Source organism: Peptoniphilus lacrimalis DSM 7455 (genome assembly GCF_000378725.1).
In the GTDB taxonomy this organism is placed as follows: Bacteria; Bacillota; Clostridia; order Tissierellales; family Peptoniphilaceae; genus Peptoniphilus_A; species Peptoniphilus_A lacrimalis.
Genome location: NZ_KB900368.1, coordinates 174,294 through 192,091, shown reverse-complemented (window position 1 = coordinate 192,091; position 17,798 = coordinate 174,294). Strand labels below are relative to the sequence as shown.

Annotated in this window: 19 protein-coding genes and 2 tRNA genes; 12 read left to right on the top strand and 9 right to left on the bottom strand. The window is 31.6% G+C overall.

Features of this window, described 5'->3' with window-relative positions; genetic code table 11:
- Positions 1-24 precede the first annotated feature (24 nt).
- The 3 genes from ribH to F594_RS0102465 all read left to right on the top strand — a co-directional run bounded on the left by ribH (position 25) and on the right by F594_RS0102465 (position 3,386).
- On the top strand, positions 25-489 hold the full coding sequence (ribH, locus tag F594_RS0102475; protein WP_004826355.1) for a 6,7-dimethyl-8-ribityllumazine synthase: 465 nt from the start codon (positions 25-27) through the stop codon (positions 487-489).
- Positions 483-1,130, top strand: a complete 648-nt coding sequence (locus F594_RS0102470) for an HAD family hydrolase (protein WP_019034420.1) — start codon at positions 483-485, stop codon at positions 1,128-1,130. Before ribH ends, F594_RS0102470 begins: the two co-directional genes overlap by 7 nt.
- 165 nt (positions 1,131-1,295) lie before the next feature.
- Positions 1,296-3,386 (top strand): heavy metal translocating P-type ATPase, encoded by a 2,091-nt coding sequence (locus F594_RS0102465; protein WP_009345265.1) that lies wholly within the window; start codon positions 1,296-1,298, stop codon positions 3,384-3,386.
- A 480-nt stretch (positions 3,387-3,866) separates the two neighbouring features.
- Here F594_RS0102465 and F594_RS0102455 read toward each other — a convergent pair whose 3' ends face one another.
- Positions 3,867-4,379 (bottom strand): DUF4364 family protein, encoded by a 513-nt coding sequence (locus tag F594_RS0102455; RefSeq protein ID WP_019034419.1) that lies wholly within the window; start codon positions 4,377-4,379, stop codon positions 3,867-3,869.
- A 108-nt stretch (positions 4,380-4,487) separates the two neighbouring features.
- Between F594_RS0102455 and hpt the strand changes: the two genes are divergently transcribed.
- From hpt to F594_RS0102425, 6 genes are all read left to right on the top strand, one after another.
- Positions 4,488-5,018, top strand: coding sequence for a hypoxanthine phosphoribosyltransferase (hpt, locus tag F594_RS0102450; protein WP_019034418.1), 531 nt, complete (start codon positions 4,488-4,490; stop codon positions 5,016-5,018).
- The gene (locus F594_RS0102445) at positions 5,011-5,937 is read left to right on the top strand and encodes a CPBP family intramembrane glutamic endopeptidase (protein WP_004826345.1); all 927 of its coding nucleotides are present in this window, start codon (positions 5,011-5,013) and stop codon (positions 5,935-5,937) included. Before hpt ends, F594_RS0102445 begins: the two co-directional genes overlap by 8 nt.
- 9 nt (positions 5,938-5,946) lie before the next feature.
- Positions 5,947-6,684 (top strand): SIR2 family NAD-dependent protein deacylase, encoded by a 738-nt coding sequence (locus tag F594_RS0102440; RefSeq protein WP_019034416.1) that lies wholly within the window; start codon positions 5,947-5,949, stop codon positions 6,682-6,684.
- On the top strand, positions 6,674-7,390 hold the full coding sequence (locus tag F594_RS0102435) for a class I SAM-dependent DNA methyltransferase (protein ID WP_026302287.1): 717 nt from the start codon (positions 6,674-6,676) through the stop codon (positions 7,388-7,390). Before F594_RS0102440 ends, F594_RS0102435 begins: the two co-directional genes overlap by 11 nt.
- Positions 7,391-8,290 carry an Hsp33 family molecular chaperone HslO gene (gene hslO, locus F594_RS0102430; RefSeq protein WP_019034414.1) on the top strand — a complete coding sequence of 300 codons (900 nt, stop codon included), beginning with the start codon at positions 7,391-7,393 and terminating at the stop codon, positions 8,288-8,290.
- A gap of 153 nt (positions 8,291-8,443) precedes the next feature.
- Positions 8,444-8,528 (top strand) — tRNA-Leu (locus tag F594_RS0102425).
- A 246-nt stretch (positions 8,529-8,774) separates the two neighbouring features.
- Here F594_RS0102425 and F594_RS0102420 read toward each other — a convergent pair.
- Positions 8,775-8,848, bottom strand: a tRNA-Cys gene (locus F594_RS0102420).
- A 474-nt stretch (positions 8,849-9,322) separates the two neighbouring features.
- On the opposite strand from F594_RS0102420, the gene F594_RS0102415 reads away from it, so the two are divergent.
- Together F594_RS0102415 and F594_RS0102405 are read left to right on the top strand one after the other, a co-directional pair.
- The gene (locus F594_RS0102415) at positions 9,323-12,109 is read left to right on the top strand and encodes an S-layer homology domain-containing protein (RefSeq protein ID WP_019034413.1); all 2,787 of its coding nucleotides are present in this window, start codon (positions 9,323-9,325) and stop codon (positions 12,107-12,109) included.
- Between the two features lie 556 nt (positions 12,110-12,665).
- The gene (locus F594_RS0102405; protein WP_248612680.1) at positions 12,666-13,295 is read left to right on the top strand and encodes a hypothetical protein; all 630 of its coding nucleotides are present in this window, start codon (positions 12,666-12,668) and stop codon (positions 13,293-13,295) included.
- Between the two features lie 403 nt (positions 13,296-13,698).
- Here the strand turns inward: F594_RS0102405 and F594_RS09495 are convergent, their stop codons facing one another.
- From F594_RS09495 to F594_RS0102380, 5 genes are all read right to left on the bottom strand, one after another.
- The gene (locus F594_RS09495; RefSeq protein WP_004824710.1) at positions 13,699-13,854 is read right to left on the bottom strand and encodes a YvrJ family protein; all 156 of its coding nucleotides are present in this window, start codon (positions 13,852-13,854) and stop codon (positions 13,699-13,701) included.
- 13 nt (positions 13,855-13,867) lie between these two features.
- The gene (locus F594_RS0102395; RefSeq protein ID WP_019034409.1) at positions 13,868-14,080 is read right to left on the bottom strand and encodes a DUF2922 domain-containing protein; all 213 of its coding nucleotides are present in this window, start codon (positions 14,078-14,080) and stop codon (positions 13,868-13,870) included.
- A 14-nt stretch (positions 14,081-14,094) separates the two neighbouring features.
- Positions 14,095-14,316, bottom strand: a complete 222-nt coding sequence (locus tag F594_RS0102390; protein ID WP_019034408.1) for a DUF1659 domain-containing protein — start codon at positions 14,314-14,316, stop codon at positions 14,095-14,097.
- 214 nt (positions 14,317-14,530) lie between these two features.
- Positions 14,531-14,809 carry a type II toxin-antitoxin system YafQ family toxin gene (locus F594_RS0102385; protein ID WP_019034407.1) on the bottom strand — a complete coding sequence of 93 codons (279 nt, stop codon included), beginning with the start codon at positions 14,807-14,809 and terminating at the stop codon, positions 14,531-14,533.
- Positions 14,799-15,071 carry a type II toxin-antitoxin system RelB/DinJ family antitoxin gene (locus tag F594_RS0102380; protein ID WP_019034406.1) on the bottom strand — a complete coding sequence of 91 codons (273 nt, stop codon included), beginning with the start codon at positions 15,069-15,071 and terminating at the stop codon, positions 14,799-14,801. The genes F594_RS0102385 and F594_RS0102380 overlap by 11 nt, the downstream gene beginning before the upstream one ends.
- A 296-nt stretch (positions 15,072-15,367) precedes the next feature.
- Here F594_RS0102380 and F594_RS0102375 point away from each other — a divergent pair, with 296 nt between their 5' ends.
- Complete coding sequence (locus F594_RS0102375) at positions 15,368-15,949, top strand: transposase (RefSeq protein ID WP_019034405.1); 582 nt, start codon at positions 15,368-15,370, stop codon at positions 15,947-15,949.
- A gap of 614 nt (positions 15,950-16,563) precedes the next feature.
- Here F594_RS0102375 and F594_RS0102370 read toward each other — a convergent pair.
- Both F594_RS0102370 and F594_RS0102365 read right to left on the bottom strand, forming a co-directional pair.
- Entirely contained in the window at positions 16,564-17,037 is a 474-nt protein-coding gene (locus F594_RS0102370) for a peptidoglycan recognition protein family protein (RefSeq protein ID WP_019034404.1), read from the bottom strand.
- Positions 17,024-17,644, bottom strand: a complete 621-nt coding sequence (locus F594_RS0102365; protein WP_019034403.1) for a sigma-70 family RNA polymerase sigma factor — start codon at positions 17,642-17,644, stop codon at positions 17,024-17,026. The genes F594_RS0102370 and F594_RS0102365 overlap by 14 nt, the downstream gene beginning before the upstream one ends.
- Positions 17,645-17,798 lie beyond the last annotated feature (154 nt).

Below are 17,798 nucleotides of genomic sequence, written 5' to 3'. Positions count from 1 at the left end.
TATATAAAATATTTGGAGGTAAAAATGAAAACATATAGTGCAAATTTATATTCACAAGGAAAAAAGTACGCAATAATTGTAGGAAGATTTAATGAATTTATCGGATCAAAACTCTTATCAGGAGCAATTGATGCCTTAAAAAGACATGGTGTTAAGGAAGAAGAAATTGAAATTGCATGGGTACCAGGAGCCTTTGAAATTCCACTAGCTGCAAAAAAGTTTGCCCTTTCTAAAAAATATGATGCAGTCATTTGTCTTGGAGCAGTAATAAGAGGAGCAACATCTCACTTTGAATATGTAGCAGGAGAAGTGGCTAAGGGAATAGCTCAAGCAAGTTTAGAAACAGGACTTCCAATAATCTTTGGAGTTCTAACAACAGAAAATCTTGAACAAGCTATCGAAAGAGCAGGAGTAAAATCAGGAAATAAGGGCTTTGATGCTGCAATAACAGCAATTGAAATGGCAAATTTATTTGATGAAATATGCTAGAAAATGTTAAATCTATAATTTTTGATTTTGACGGAACTCTTCACCAAACCACAAAAATTTATACTCCAGCCCTTGCAAAAGCAGTAAAAATTCTTCAAGATAAGGGATATATTGATAAATTTGAAGTTGATGATAATTTTTCAGGAAAATTATTAGGCTATAGTGCTGAAGATGCCTGGAAAATTATTTATCCCAATGCCACAAAAGAAATGGTCGCTCCCTTGATAAGCCTTGTAGGTCAGTCTATGGAAGAAAATATGTTGGCAAAAAAAGGCTCACTATATGAAGGCACAGTAGAAGTTTTAAAAACCTTAAAAGAAAAAGGATACGATCTGTATCTGCTTTCAAATTGCAGCAACAGATATTTAAACCTTGCTTGTGAAATATATGGTATAAAAAAATATTTTAAAAAACTAATTCCTGCCCAAACTTTTGATTATATTGATAAGGGACAAATAATAAAAATCTTAATGGATGATATGGCAAAAGAAATAATAGTAGTGGGAGATAGGTTTCATGATATTGAAGGAGCAAAGGCAAATAATTTGAAGGCAATTTTTGCAAGCTACGGATACGGGAAAAAAGAAGAGTCAGCAAAAGCCGATTACAAGATTAATAATATCATTGAACTGATAAAATAAAATTTATATTTTTATAAGCGTCACTTTTTGACGCTTATTTTTTTATTTGTCTTTAATTTAATTTTATAATTTATATTTTATAAAACTATTGACAAGAAATGAGCATATGCTATAATGAATATAGTAACATATGAACAAGTAATCAAATAATAAAAGGAGAAAAAAATGACTAAAAATATAATGAAAAATTCTTCTCAAAAAAATATATTTTATTTGAAAGGTCTAAATTGCCCAGTATGTGCAAAGAAGATAGAAGATAAAATAAATTCCCAAGCTTACATCAAATCATCAACCTTTAATTTTTCTAATCAAAAATTGGAGATTGAGAGTTTTATAAAAAATAATTTTGATTTAAAAGAGGAAATTCAAAATCTATGTGATTCTATTGAAGACGGGGTAAGGGTAGTGGAAAATATAACAGATGATGATGAAAAGAGAGATATCAAAAAAACAATTTTAATATTTTTACTTGAACTTGTGACTTTATTAGGGGTTCATTTCTTAGTTTCATCACAAATAAAAGTATTTTTGTATCTAGCCTTGTACCTATTTGTAGCAAAAGATGTTTTAAAAGAAGTTTTCACCCTAGACAAGAAAATCTCGTCATTTTTTGATGAAAATTTTTTGGTGGCTATTGCATCTATTGCAGCATTTTTTACAGGTGCCTACACAGAAGCCATTTCGGTAATGCTATTTTATAATTTTGGAGAATTTTTACAAGATATGGCAGTAGAAAGTTCAAGGTCAAATATAAGTGCAGCCTTGCAATTAAAACCAGCCTATGCAAACTTAAAAACTACCCATGGCACAAAAAAAGTAAACCCTGAAGAAGTTAAAATAGGTCAAGTTATAGTCATAAAACCTGGAGAAAAAATCCCCCTAGATGGGATTGTAGTTTCAGGCTCATCACAGTTAGATACATCAAATATAACAGGAGAATCAGTCCCAGTAAATGTTGAAGTCGATGATGAAATTCTTTCAGGAGTTTTAAATATTAACGGTCTATTAGAAATTAAAGTTACCAAAGAATACGCAAAGGGAACTATAGGCAAAATTCTTGATATGGTCGAAAATGCCTCCTCAAAAAAAGCAGGAGTAGAAAAATTTATTACAAGATTTGCCAAGTATTATACACCCATAGTAGTATTTATTGCTCTTTTCTTAGCCTTGCTTTTGCCCATAATAACAGACTATACCATAAAAGAAGCTATCTATCGCTCTTGTATATTTTTGGTAATTTCTTGCCCCTGTGCCTTAGTTATCTCAGTTCCTTTAGGAATTTTTGCTGGAATCGGTTCACTTTCAAGAAAAGCTATATTTGTTAAGGGAGGAAACTTTGTTGAAGCCCTAACAGATGTTAAAACTGTAGTCTTTGACAAGACGGGAACAATCACACAAGCAAAATTTGAAGTTTTTCAAGTTTTAGCCATAGAAGAAAGTAAAGAAGATGTAATAAAATTTGCAGCAATAGGCGAACAATATTCAACCCATCCCATAGCAAGAGCAATAGCAGGAATGGAAGAAAATTTACCCAAACCTGAAAATTTAAAAAATATTGATGGAAAGGGAATCTGCTACACCTACAATGGTAAAGAATTTTTAGTCGGAAATTTAAAACTTCTCAAAGAATTTGAAATCACCCTAGAAGAAAAATTTGATTTGCCCCTAGCAGTTCATGTATATGTCATAAGAGATAAGAAACTTTTGGGCATAATAAGTCTTCGTGATAAAGTAAAAGATGGAGTAGAAAAAGATATAAAAGACTTAAAAAACTTAGGCATAAAACCAGTTATTTTATCAGGAGATAAAAAAGAAATAGTAAGAGATGTTGCAAAAAGTGTCGGTATAGATACTTTCTACGGCGATCTGTTGCCCCTTGATAAGGTTTCAAAATTAGAAAATATTATGGAAAACTCCCAAGGAAAAGTTGCCTTTATAGGTGACGGAACAAATGATGCCCCAGTTTTAACAAGAGCAGATGTTGGAATTTCGATGGGTTCAGGTTCAGATATAGCCATAGAATCATCAGATGTAGTATTACTAAAAGACCAAATATCAAAAGTAGTAGAAACTATAAAAATATCCCTGATGACAAAAAGAATTGTTTACGAAAATATTGGACTAGCCTTGATTTTAAAAATAATTATCTTGATTTTAGGTGCATTAGGTGTTGCAACAATGTTTCTTGCAATCTTTGCAGACGTGGGAGTATCACTACTATGTATATTTAATTCACTAAGGTTAATGAAAGCATAAAAATAAGGAGAAGACCAAAACTTCTCCTTTTTTTGATATTTAATAAGGGACTGTATTTAATCAGGGACTGTCCCTATTGGGACTGTCCCTTATCCTTCCTCAATTATTATTCCTCCATCATCAAACACAAAAATCAGGGACTGTCCCTTTCTTTAAATTTTTTGAATTTCGACAGTCCAGTTATTTTAAATCGGGGGACAGTCCTAGTCGTAAAATTCAACAATCAGCCTTCGCTTCGCTTGGTTTCTTGTTACGGGGGACAGTCCTAAAGGACAGGCCCCCTCTGAAACAGGGACTGTCCATAATTAAAGTTTTTGGGCTAGGGCTTCAAAGAACAGGTCCCCTCAACGAAACACCAAAAATCAGGGACTGTCCCTCTTGGGGCTGTCCCTTATCTTTCCCAATCATTATTCCTCCATCATCAAACACAAAAATTAGGGACTGTCCCTATTGGGACTGTCCCTGTTCCCTTATCAATCATTAATTCTCCATCATCAAAATTCCAAGAATTTTTTTATAAATTATCTGTGGATTTTTCTTAAAATTTTCAGAAATAATATTTGCCATATCTTTATTTGCAACTTCAATTTTCAAATTCATAACACATATATCGCCATCATTAATGGCAAGTTTACAATAATAAGAATCATCTTCCTTAAAAATATTTATCTTTAAAGAATTTTTGTCCCTCAAATATTTAGTAAAATCATCTCTGTAAGCGTTAAGCTTATCCAAGAAATCTTGAGGAATTTCCTTTATAAAGGTATCAAGGGTATTTTTACCAATCTCTGAAAGATAATATTTTTTATTATCATCAAATAAAATAAGACCAAAAGTTTCCATATCACAAAGACATTCTTTAAAGTAAAAATAGTTGAACAGTTCCATATTGAGAACCAAAAAATTCAGTTCACTTTCTTCCAATTCATGATTAAAATTATTTATAATATACAAAATAATAAGCTTATTTTTTGCAATATCTTTGTCTAACACCCATCATCACCTTCCCTTAATTTCAATTATATATAAAATAACTACCCAAGGCAATTAGTTAATGGAAATTATCTATTCATTTGTTATAATATAAGAAATGGAGGATATATGAAAAATAACACGAGAATTCTTTTTACACAACAAGATATAAAAGAAAAAGTCCAAAGCCTTGCCAAAGATATAGCCAAGGATATAGAAGGAGAGGACTTGCTTGCAATTTCCCTTTTAAGAGGCTCATTTATTTTTGCAGCCGACCTTATAAGAGAGATTAGTAACTACACAGACAAAAAAATTGAGATAGACTTTATCACAACTTCATCCTATGGAGATGAAGAAAAATCAGCAGGTATTGTAGATATAATTTCAGATGTCCGTTCCCAAGTTCGTGGCAGAAATATATTAATCATTGATGATATTTTAGATTCGGGATACACAATGAATTATGTCCAAAACCATCTGAGAGAAAAGAATCCACTATCAATAAAAACAGTTACACTTTTAGACAAGCCATCAAGAAGAAAAGTTGATATAAAATCAGATTATGTCGGCTTTGTAATAGATGACTTATTTATAGTTGGATACGGATTAAATTACGGCAAATACTACAGAAACATACCATATATATATTGCTATGAGTGAAAAAATAAGAAAATATAAGAAAAAGTATTTGAATGTACTTTCAGTAAACACCCTAATTTTAATACTAGCCATAGTTTTTCTGACAATAGGTTTCGACATACAGAAAAAATATGACTTTTTTGGTCAGCTTATTACAGAACTATTGATTGTACTCCTACCAGCACTTTTAATTGCAAGGACAGGTTACACAAGATCAATCTTGAGATTAAATAAAATTTCTCTCAAAGATATTTTCTTTACAATAACAATAGTTATACTAGCCTATCCCATTATTTTACTTCTAAATGGACTTTTCATGTCATTATTTTCTAGTGTAATGGAATTTAAAAACAGCACCCATCAGCTTATAACCCTAGACACATCTATGTATAACTACCTTGTATTTTATTGTATAGTTCCAGCCATATGTGAAGAAGTCTTTTTCAGAGCAACAGTAATGAATGCCTATGAGATATTCGGCTCAAAATTTGCAATCCTTATGTCATCACTTGTTTTTGCCCTCTTCCACTTCGACATACAAAACTTTATGGCACCACTTTTGCTAGCCATACTTTTTGCAAATATTTTGAATTTGACAAACTCTATATATGCAGCAATTATTGCCCATTTTACAAATAATGTTATAGCAGTTTTATTTTCAAGATATGTGGGAGATGACTTTTTTAAACTTCTATGGCAGACAAAAATCGCAAGGGAAATCGGCTCACTGCAACTATTTATCATCATTCTTTTAATTCTGATATCAATAATATCATCAATATTACTTAAGTTCTTGTTTAAACATTTCAAAAAAGAAAGTTTGAAAAATAAAGAAGGCCGTTTAGTTTACAGGCAAGTTGAAGGCATAGATTTATTTAATTTTGTACCAATATTAGGTCTTGTAATTTTATATATAATATACTATTACATTGTTTTTTAAGGAGGACTAATGGATAAGATAAAACAAGCGTGCCAATTGATAAAAAATTCATCAAAAGTTATGGCACTAACAGGGGCAGGAATCTCAACCGATTCAGGCATACCCGATTTCAGAGGAAAAAACGGATATTATAAAGATATGGATCCCGTAAGGAGCTTGTCAAAAGATAGGCTATTAAATGAGCCTGAAAAATTTTATAAGGAAGGTTACAAAATTCTTCTCGACCTAAACAGTAAGAAACCAAACAAAGGTCACCTAGCCCTTGCCAAGATGGAAAAAATGGGACTGATAAAGGGAATAATAACACAAAATATAGATAACCTTCACTACAAGGCACAAAGCTCAAATATATATGAAGTTCATGGAGAAACTCGTGGCATCCACTGTATGGACTGTGGCAAAACATATCCCTTTGAATTATTAAAAGAAAAAGTAGACCAGGGTCAAATTCCTCCCAAATGCACCTGCGGAGGAACTTTAAGACCAAATGTTGTAATGTTTGGAGATATGATGCCCAAAGATTTTGAAGATGCAATAGATGAGATGGAAGACACAGATACCCTAATAGTAGTCGGCACATCCCTTACAGTATCACCAGTAAATATGCTCCCAAGATATGCAGACAATTTAATCATAATAAACCAAAGCCCAACACCCTATGATCACCATGCAGATATTGTATTTCATGAAAATTCATCAGAAGTTTTGAGCAAAATCTTAGAAGAACTTGAAAAAAATGATTTATAATGAATTTGCCCAAGTCTACGATAAATTAATGTATGATTTTCCCTACAAAGAAAATTCAGAATTTTTATTTAATATCTTAGGAGATAGGAAGATAAAAGTATTGGAGATGGCAGCAGGAACTGGTAATTTTACAAAAATCTTAGGGGAAAAATACCACCTTCACGCCTTTGACATATCTGAAAATATGTTAAGCATAGCTCAAAATAAGGTAAAAAATGTATTTTTCTTCAAGGCAGATATGGTAAATTTTGAAACCCTAAATAAATATGATGCAATTCTTTGTCTGTGCGACTCATATAATTATCTATTAAAAGAAGAAGACTTACTTTCATCATTTAAATGTGTTTACCAAGCCCTTGAAGATAATGGAATTTTCATATTCGATATGAACACCAAAGAAAAATTTTTAAACATGGATAGGGCATATGTAGATGAGATAGATGACATATTTTACTCATGGGAAAATTACTTCGATGAAAATAAGAGCATAAACCACTACTGTGTCAACTTTTTTGTAGAAGAAAAAGAAGATTTATACAGAAGATTTTATGAAGAACACTTAGAAAGAGCATATCCGAGTCCAAAAGTAAAATCATTACTAGAACAAGTCGGTTTTAAATCAATAGAAATATATAAAGACTATAAAAATTCAAAACAAATAGAAAAAGCAGACAGATTAGTCTATGTAGTAAAGAAAAGAGGTTAAATGGGATACATTTTAAAGGCAATAGATAAAGAAGAAAAAGTTAGATTTGCCCTGGCAATAACAACAGATCTAGTGGAAGAGGCAAGAAAAATTCACAACACCAGCCCCACAGCATCAGCAGCACTAGGACGAAGCCTAACAGCAACAGCAATTATGGCATCGTGGCTAAAAAATCCAAAAGACACCATAACTTTTAATATAAAATCAGATGGTCCAGCAAAAAATATCATAGTAACAGGAAAAAATGACGGATATATCAAAGCCTTCATAGCAAACCCCCAAGAAGATTTACCCCTAAATAAAAAAACAGGAAAACTTGACGTAGGGGGATTAGTGGGAAAGGGTCTATTGACAATAACAATAGATAATGGATTAAAAGAACCTTATCACGGCACAGTTCCCCTGATTTCAGGAGAAATAGGAGAAGACCTTGCCAATTATTTCTTAAAATCAGACCAAGTGCCATCAGCCGTTGGTCTTGGAGTTTTAGTCGATAAAGATATAACAATAAAAGCATCAGCAGGTTTTATAATTCAGATGATGCCAGGAGCAGGAGAGGAAGAGATAAGAAAACTAGAAGAAAACCTAAAAGCATTAAAATCAATCAGCCACCTGGTGGCACAAGGCTATGACGCTTACGATCTCTTAGAAAAAATAAGCCAAGGTTTTGATGTAAAAATATTGGAGAAAAAAGAAATATCCTACAAATGCAATTGCTCCCTAGAAAAGGTAAAAGATGCCCTTATATCAATAGGTCCAAAAGAAATAAAAGAAATAATAGAAGAAGACAAAAAAGCAAGCATAAATTGTTACTTCTGCAACAAAGACTATAAGCTTGACCTAAAAGACCTAGAAGAAATATATGATAAAGCACTACAAATAAATACTAAAGAAAAGTAAAAAACCTTAAAAATTTACAATGTCAAAGCTCATTTGAAGATGAGATTTTAACAGTGTAAATTTTTTATATTGAAAAACTAAAATAAAAAATAAAAAAGCTTATAAAAATTTGACAATAATAAAAAATTATCATATCATTTTAATGGAAAAAGGGTAGGAATGCTGGAATTGGCAGACAGGCATGTCTCAGAAGCATGTGCAATTTTGCGTGGGGGTTCAAGTCCCCTTTCCTGCACCAAAATAATCAAAATTATAAGAAAATATATCCATATAATCACAAGGGGGTCTGTCCTTTGAAGCCCTAGCCCAAAATCTTTGATTTTGTGGCAGGTCTCATGTCAGAAATTCACAAGAAGCCAAGCGAAGCGAAGGCTGATTGTTGAATTTTACGACTAGGACTGTCCCCCGAATTAAATTAAAGTAAAAATAAGGAAAAAGTCAAAAAAAGCAAAAAAAAAAGCTTAGTAAAAACTAAGCAAAAAGATGGAGGCGACAGCCGGATTTGAACCGGCGGTAAGGGTGTTGCAGACCCGTGCCTTACCACTTGGCTATGTCGCCATGACCTTATTTATTATATCATGAAAAATTATAATTTTCAAGTTCTTTACATAAAATTTATAAGAATTAAAAAATATCAAAATAAAAAATCCATATAATTTAAAAAATCCCTAAACTTTAAGAAAACTCCCATACATCATATAAAAAATAAATACAAAGGACCCCAACTTACTTTACTAATAAGTTCAATAGCTAATAAAAAATTGACATTTATAAATTCAATCTGCTATAATTCATATAACAAATACAAAAGCACTTATAAATATTAAAAATATTTCTTAAATGTTTCATACATCAAATTTTTGTAATATAAACGTAACTTTACTTTACAAAATTTAGTGTATAATAGTATTTGTAAAGAGGAAAATGACAATTAAATATTCGCAAGGACGTTTAATTGCACCTCTGTTCGGTTTATCCGAAACAAGACTTTTGTAGAGTCTACAAAAATTTTTTTAAGGAGGTCGCAAGACTATGAACAAAAAAGTAATTTCCTTAGTACTAGCACTAGTTATGGTACTTGGAACATTCACAAGTGTCTTCGCAGCCGAAAAAACAGAAGAACCAGCAAAAAAGGATGCTAAAGTTGAAGAAACTAAAAAAGAAGCTCCAAAAGCTGGCGAAAAAGTCGAAAAGATTGTTGGAAAAGATAACAAAATCCAATACATCGTTGACAAGAAATTTGTTAAAGGTTACGAAGATGGTTCTATGGGATATGACAAAAATATCACTAGAGCTGAAATCACAAGACTTTTAGTATTAGCTAACGGTAATGAAGAATTAGCTAATTCACTACAAGGTGCAATGAAACTTTACACAGATGTTGACACTAAACACTGGGCAAACGGAGTTATCTCTGTTGGTACTACTAGACCATCAGATGCTAACAAGATTGCTATGCTAGCAGGATATCCTGACAAATCTTTCAAACCAGATCAAAACGTAACATATGCAGAACTTGCAAAAATGTTAGTTGTTCTAGTTAAAAAAGATTTAACAGAAGATATGGTTAAAAATGCTAAATGGGCAACAAGTTGGTTACTATGGGCTAAAGAACTTGGAATCTTAGAAGATGTAAAAATCGAAGATTCTAACGCATTCGCAACAAGAGCTGACGCTTTCACAATGGTTTATAATGCATTATTTGCTATGAAAGAATTCAAACAAGTTCCAAATAACGAAGTTAGAGGAATCCTTTCTGATTTAAATAATAACAAATTACAACTAAACCAAGATACTTCTAAAGAATACAAAATTACTGAAAAAACAGTATTTGTAAACAGTCTTGAAAAGAGAAGCAATGTTGTACTTGTTAGATTAATGCAAAACCAAAACTATTATTTAGGTTCTCTAGTAAGAGTTTTAGTTAATGACAAGAACGAAGTAACTCACATTCTTGTACTTGGTGATCCAGAACAATTGGCAGTAAATTCTCTTGAAGGTACAAAAGCACCTAACGATGTTTGGAAGGGTGTTGCTGAAAACACTGCAGAAACTTATAATTATAAAGCTATTGGCACACTAAAGGATAAAGATACAAGGGATTTAAAATCTTATGTAACAATTGCTTTCAATTCTGACAAAACTTCTGCAAAGACTATTAAATTCCACTTCTCAAATAACACTGGTATTGATTTAGCTATTAAAGACAGCACTGAAGTTTATGTAGCTAACCCATACAACAATATTATGAAGAAGGTTTCTGGAATTAACGAAGCTCTTTCTTTAATCGGATTCCAAAATTACAATGGATACAGAATTCCAAACGTATATGCAGGTTATGACAATTCAAGCCTTAACCCAACATACGGAGAACTTAGAGTTGGAACTGAAAAACACACTGCTAAGGTTATAGTATTTAACGTTGTTTCTAAAGAACAAGGTGGAGATCTTTACAGAGTAATAAACACTACTAGATCAAATTACATTACTACAGTTGAAAATACTGATGGTAAGAGATTTGAAAGAGATAATGCTATGAATACATTCGGATTCCCATTCAATTATGATGGAGATCTTTATGATGTAATCGAAGTATTAGGTTGGAGATCAAATCAAGAAGCTACTATCAAGATTGACCACTCAGATGTTGTAAAATATCCAGTAGTTAAAGTTGTATATGCAAACGATGATGAATTAAGAATCGTTGACAGATATAATGACTATACAACTCTTGATATTAGAGATGCAGATATCTTCACTAAACTTAATAAGTTAGAAAATGGTTCTGTAATTCAATTTAGAGTTGAAAATCACAAAACAGATAAAGCTAATAACGTAGCTGAAATAATTTCTATCTTACCAAAAGATACAGCTCTTGAAGGATCTATCAAAGGCGTTCTTCCAATGGTTAACGCAAAACAAAGAGTTGGTAAAATTATTGAAGTTAGACCAGTTGACGGTTTGTATTCAAATGTTGTTATTGACGTTGAAAGAGATCTATTAGATGCTGATGCTATGAGCGGTCCAACATTATTCAGAGTAAATAAAGCTGTTGCTGAAAAATTAGCTACATTTGCTAGAAAAGCAGATATGTTTGCTTTCAAAGTAGATTATGTTTACACTGATAAGGGTGTTCAAACTGCTTATGACTTCAGATATAATGCTACTAATAAGCCAGTTGAAGTAGCTGAAGTTAATTCTGATATGACTCAAGCAGAAAAGAATGCTAGATATCAATTAAACAAATTTAAAGCTGATCCTACTGCAACTACTAAAAAATCAGTTGAAGATGAAATTGATAAAGTTGAAGATTTAGCTAAAAAAGATGCATTAACTCAAGAATTAGATGCTTATAATGCTCTTTATACTGATGCTTCTACAAAATTAGCAACATTAAATGCACTATCAGGTGCTGCTATTACTGAAAAAGCAATTAAGGATGCTGAAGAAGCTGTTGCTAAATTAGCTAATGGTAAATATAAGACAGATTCTCTAAAGGCTATTGCTGATAAGAAAGCAGAAAAAGCTGCTGCAGATAAGAATGCAGAAATTGCAACATTATTAACTCAAATTGGAGCTTTAAAACCTGAAGCTAAAAAAGATGTTAATTCAGGTAATCAAAATGATAATATTCTTAAAGCAGTAAACGATAAGCTTGCTACTTTAACACGTCCAGCTAATGTTACAATCAAAGCATTAACAACTGCTGATATTGGAGCAGTTGCAGGAACAACAGTACCAGTAACTGTTACTGTTGAAACTACAGTTTCTGGAGTAACTTCTCCACAAACTCAAGTAGTAAATGTAACTTTAAAATAATTAGTTCAAGCTAATTTAAAGATAAAACTCAAGGGAAACCTTGAGTTTTTCTTTTTACATATAAGTATTTTGCATATATAAGTTTTTTGGCATTATAGTATCAGGGACTGACCCTTGAAGCCCTAGCCCACATCAAACGAGGACTATTATCAGGGACTGTCCCTTTTGGGACTGTCCCTTTTCTTTGATTTCTTCTTGCAGTCAATTGAGGACTGTCCCATTTCTTTTGATTTTTTTGGACTGTCCCTTTTTTTAACTTTTTTTTCTTTACTTTTCTTTTTCCCTTTTTTCTTTCTCACAAAAACTTTATTTGCTATAATTAGCTTAAGGAGATGCTAACATGAGTCAAGATAATTTTAAAAACACTAAAAACAACCCAAACAAAGGGGACTGTCCCACTGAAAACACCAAAGACAACCCAAACAAAGGGGACTGTCCCTTTGGGACTGTCCCCGAAAAAGTCAATAATTGGATAAAAAATTCATTCAAAAATTGCATAATATATTCATTCATCCTATTCATTCTAAGACATTTTTTATGCTTTTTCGTTCTCCTTTTGCTTCTTATTTATCTTTTCCTTTCTTGCAAAGAAGACACAAGGACTTATTATTTTCTTTCTAACCTTAAGATAATATTACCTGCCCTTATAACAGCAGCAGGAGTTTTTGAAGGCTTTAACATCAACAGAAAAAAGTCCTTTAAAGAAATTGTCACCAAAGAGAGAATAAAGTGGCTACATAGGTTACAAAATAATTTATCAGAATACTTAAAGCTCACAAGAAATGGAAAAATAAATATAGAAGATAAGGATAAAGTTACAGAACTTTATTACAAGATTATTTTTAACATTAACCATGAATATGATAAAGATAATAAAGATGATAAAGATGATAAAGATGATAAAGATGATAAAGATGATAAAGATGATAAAGATGATAAAGATGATAAAGAAGCACTAGATGCAATAGAAAACTACAATGAATATATTTTTTCAAAAGAATTAAATAAAGATATTCTTATAAAAGATGGGATAATTGAAATAGAGTCAATAGAAACTCATGAGGTAAAGAAATATACATATTATGAATATATAAAAAATTACGTAAAATTAAGAAATGAAGTTGAAATAAGTTTCACTAAACTATTTAAAGGTGTTTGGGAAAAAATAAAGAAAGAAGCAGATTAATGTCTTTTTGACTTTTTCTTTTGACTGTACCTTTTTTTCTCTTGGGACTGTCCCTGTCGGGACTGTCCCAATAATTTCTTAATCTCTTAATTTTTTAATCAAAGACTTTCCCTTTTTTTCAATTTTTTTCTTTTTTAATTCATTCACATTCGGGGGACAGTCCTTGAAGCCCTAGCCCAAAATCTTTGATTTTGTGGCAGGTCTCATGTCAGAAATTCACAAGAAACCAAGCGAAGCGAAGGTTGATTGTTGAATTTTACGACTAAGGACAGGCCCCCTCAAATTACACAGTCAATCGGGGACTGTCCCTTTTCTTTTTTCTTTACTTTCCTTTTTTCTTTTCTCCTGCAACAAAAAAAGACTAGCAAAGAAACCCTCGCCAGTCCAAAATTATGTAAAAAAATTAATCCCTTTTAATGGAAAATTCTTCCACCGCTTTTGTGAGATTAATTATGGAGGTTTTAAGCTCCTCCATTCTGCTTTCAAGCCTTACCAAAAGATATGCCGACAAAGCTATTGGAAAACCGATGTTGGCAATATTTTGTAAAAGTTCATCCATCATTTTTTAGTCCTTAAACTAATTCAACTTCTGTACGAGTGACTATAAAAGCCTTATCAAACTTATTTAATTTGGCTTTTTTGCCCCTAACAATTGAATTGCTAACTAAAAAATCTCCAAATTCTTTGGCATCCGCTTTAGTTAAACCATCTTTAGGGTCAGTTATGGTTATAGTCGCCTTGTTTTCTTCTTGATCTTCAAATTCAAGTCTTAAAGATTTACTCATTTAATTCTCCTTTCTTATAGTTCACTTGTGATTTCTTCTTCACTAACTTTAGTTACAGACTTAACCTTTTTGTCGACAATTTTACCAATAAACTCGCCAACCTTTAAGGCATTTTCTGTTGAAACATTTTCTTCTAGTCTGTCAAGGGAAATAGTTTTATAGCTTTCTTTGCCATTCTTTCCCAAACCTGCGTTTAACTTAGTTTTTAATTTTCTTGAAACATTGACCTTTGCCATTGTTTTCACCTCCTGTATTATATATATGAAAAATAAGAAAAAGTTGTTACTCAATTTTTGAAAAAATTTAAGGGAATTAAGACTAAGGTAAGAAAAGGGACAGTCCCTGACTGTTTGTTGAATTTTACGACTCGGACTGTCCCCCGATTAAATAGAAGAAACAAAAAAATTAAGCATCTAGTGGTTTAGACGCTTAATTTTTTACTTATTATATTTATTTAAATAAATCTGAGTGTGAACCAGTTCTAACCAAGGTTAAAACTAAAATATCTTCATATTTTTCATAGATTAGTAATAAATCTGATTCAACATGACATTCTCTTGTTTTTTTATAGTTTCCGTTTAATAGATGGTCTTTGTATTTATCTTCAAGAGTTTCTCCCTTTGCAATTTTCTCAATTATATAAAATAGTTTATTTATATCTTTTCCTTGCTTTTTGAGAAGTTTTAAATCTTTTTTAAATCTATTAGTGTATTTTATTTTATATTTCAAGGGCTTTTCTCAATTCTTCTATACTGTCATAGGATTGAACATTTTTATCTTTTGCAATTTTTCTTGCTTCTTTTATTGCTTTTAAAGTTTCGTCATTTGGGACATTGAGTTTTAAATCAAAGGGGATTCCGTTTTTTCTGATACTTGCTCTTAAAAAAATATTAATTGCAGTTGTCATATTTAAACCGAGGCTTGAGTAAATTTTTTCAGCTTTTTCTTTTATTTCTTTATCTGTTCTTATGTTCAAATTTGTGCTTGTCATAGGCTCATCTCCTTTGTTTTGATTATAGGGTTTTATTCGTGTATTGTCAATATGTTGTCATTATATATTGGGAACAAAAGGGAATTATAAGAAAAGGGTCAGTCCCAATAGGGACAGTCCTTTAAAAAAATAAAATCAAGGAAGAAGGGACAGTCCCAACAGGGACAGTCCCTTATAACTTTTCAAAAAATAAATAAAGGGGGTCTGTCCTTTAGGACTGTCCCCCGAATAATTAAAAAAAAAATTATTAAATTAAGAAAAGTTTTATTATGTTATAATTTAAAAGAGGTGATGTGATGCCAACAAGTGCTATAGAGTATTCTGAAACAGACATTTATCATGTTTTTGCAAGGGCTAATAATCGTGAAAAAATTTTTTTGGATAAAAGCGATAAGGATTATTATATTAATCTTATTAAATTATCTAGGGATGAGTTAAATATTAGGGTGTTTGCTTTTGCTATTATGGATAATCATATACATATTTTATTGAAAGCAAAGAGGGAAGATCTCAGCAAAATTATGAAGTTTATTCAACAATCTTATACATTTTATTTCAATAAAAAATACAAGCATAGTGGCAGAGTATTTGGATCACGATTTAAATCTAAGGGATATAATGATGACATTTATCTTACTGAACTTGTTAAGTATATTCATCTGAATCCCAAAAAAGCTGGTCTTTCTGATTTATATATGAATATGTTTACTTCTCATAGGTTTTATATTAGTGATTGTGATTCTTTTGTTGATGTTAATTATATTTTAAATTTTTTTAGTGCTGATATTTCTAAGGCTAGAATTATGTATTTAGATTATTTGAACTTGCCCTTTAATTGTTCGGCTAAGGATATTTATTGTGATGGTGTAAAACACTAAGGGAATCTGTCCTTTTAAGCCAAGCCCGAAGAGGGGGACAGTCCCAACAGGGACAGTCCCCCGGAATAATTAAAGAAAAAAACAAAATCAAGAGAAGAAAAGGGGACAGTCCCAACAGGGACACTCCCCCGGAATAATTAAAGAAAAAAACAAAATCAGGAGAAGAAAAGGGACAGTCCCAACAGGGACACTCCCCCGAAATAATTAAAGAAAAAACAAAATCAAGAGAAGAAAAAGGGACAGTCCCAGCAGGGACAGTCCCCCGAAATAAAGAAAAACAAAATCAAGAGAAGAAAAGGGACAGTCCCAACAGGGACAGTCCCCCGAAAAAATTGAAGAAAAAAACAAAATCAAGGAAGAAAGGGACAGTCCTAACAGGGACACTCCCCTGGAATAATTAAAGAAAAACAAAATCAAGAGAAGAAAAGGGACAGTTCCAATAGGGACAGTCCCCCGAAATAAAGAAAAACAAAATCAAGAGAAGAAAAAGGGACAGTCCCTTAAAAAAATAAAATCCAAACAAAAAATAAGTCAAGGAAGAAAGGGACAGTCCCTTAAAAAATAAAAAAAATAAGGACTATTGTTTAGTCCCAGTTTTATATGTATTTAAGGTTTTATAGTTTTGCCTTAAATTCCCACCATTTTGCCCAATTATTTTCTGACATGGAGCGTGGGCAGATTTTTCTTGATGCGTCAAAGTGTCTGACTACATTTTTTATGGGGACCTTGTATGTTTTCATAAGTTCTCTTACCAGTGATAGGGTATTTTCTACGGCTTTTTTGTAATTTCCGTCTGAATTTACGCAGATTTCTACTCCTATTGAGTTATTGTTTGTTATTCCATATTTACCTCTTCCATCTCCACAGTGCCATGATGCGTAGGCGTCTTCTATTATTTCTACTATTCTTTTATCGTCTACAAAATAATGGGCTGATGCTTTTCTGTTGCCTCCTGCAAAGTATCTGTAATGGTTTATGGCATCGGCTGATATGTTTGTGTTTGCTGTGTCATGAACCACTATATATTTTATGAGATTTCCTTGTCTGTTTTGGTAGTTATATTTTATTAGTCTTTTATCTATTATCATTTATTTTACTCCTTAGTTTCTTTAATGCTTTTTTCTTGGCTGATACTACTGTCCATTTTGATATTGCCATTTTTAGACCTATTTCTTTTATACTCATATTTTCTAAATAGTATAGGACTATTATTTGTCTTTGCCTTGGTGGCAATTCTTTTATGGCTTTTGTAAGAGCAATGTTTTCTAATTTTCTTTCATATTCTTTTTCGATGTTTATATTATCTTCTATTTTTTCTAATATATCTTCTCCTTCTTTGTCTTTTGAGTCCATGTCGGGTTTTTGTGACAAATATCTGAAGGTATCTAGTAGGAAATATTTCAAATATGACTTGACATATTTGGGGAAGGACCTTTTTTGGTCGAAGTTTTCTAAACAGTTTAGGACTATTAAAACTGAATCTTGATAAAGGTCTTGGTATTCTTTATAGATGGGGCAGTACCTTTTTATTGAATATTCTATTAGGGGATTTAGCATTTCTACTACTTTTAATTTTGCTTTTCCATCTCCGAGTATTGCTAGTTTAACCTGTTCGTTTAATTTTTCGTAGTCCTCTTTTTCTTCTTGTATTTGTTTTTCTTTGTCTTTTTCTTTTGTTTTCCTTTCTAATTTCATATTTAAAAATTTATCGCGATAATTTCCTCCTTTTTATTGAGGCCTCATGTAGAATTATAGAACAAGTGTTTATTTATGTCAACAAAAATTTATTTTATTTAGAATATGAGTTTAATTTTACCCTAAATCATATATATGGAAAAAAATCCTCATT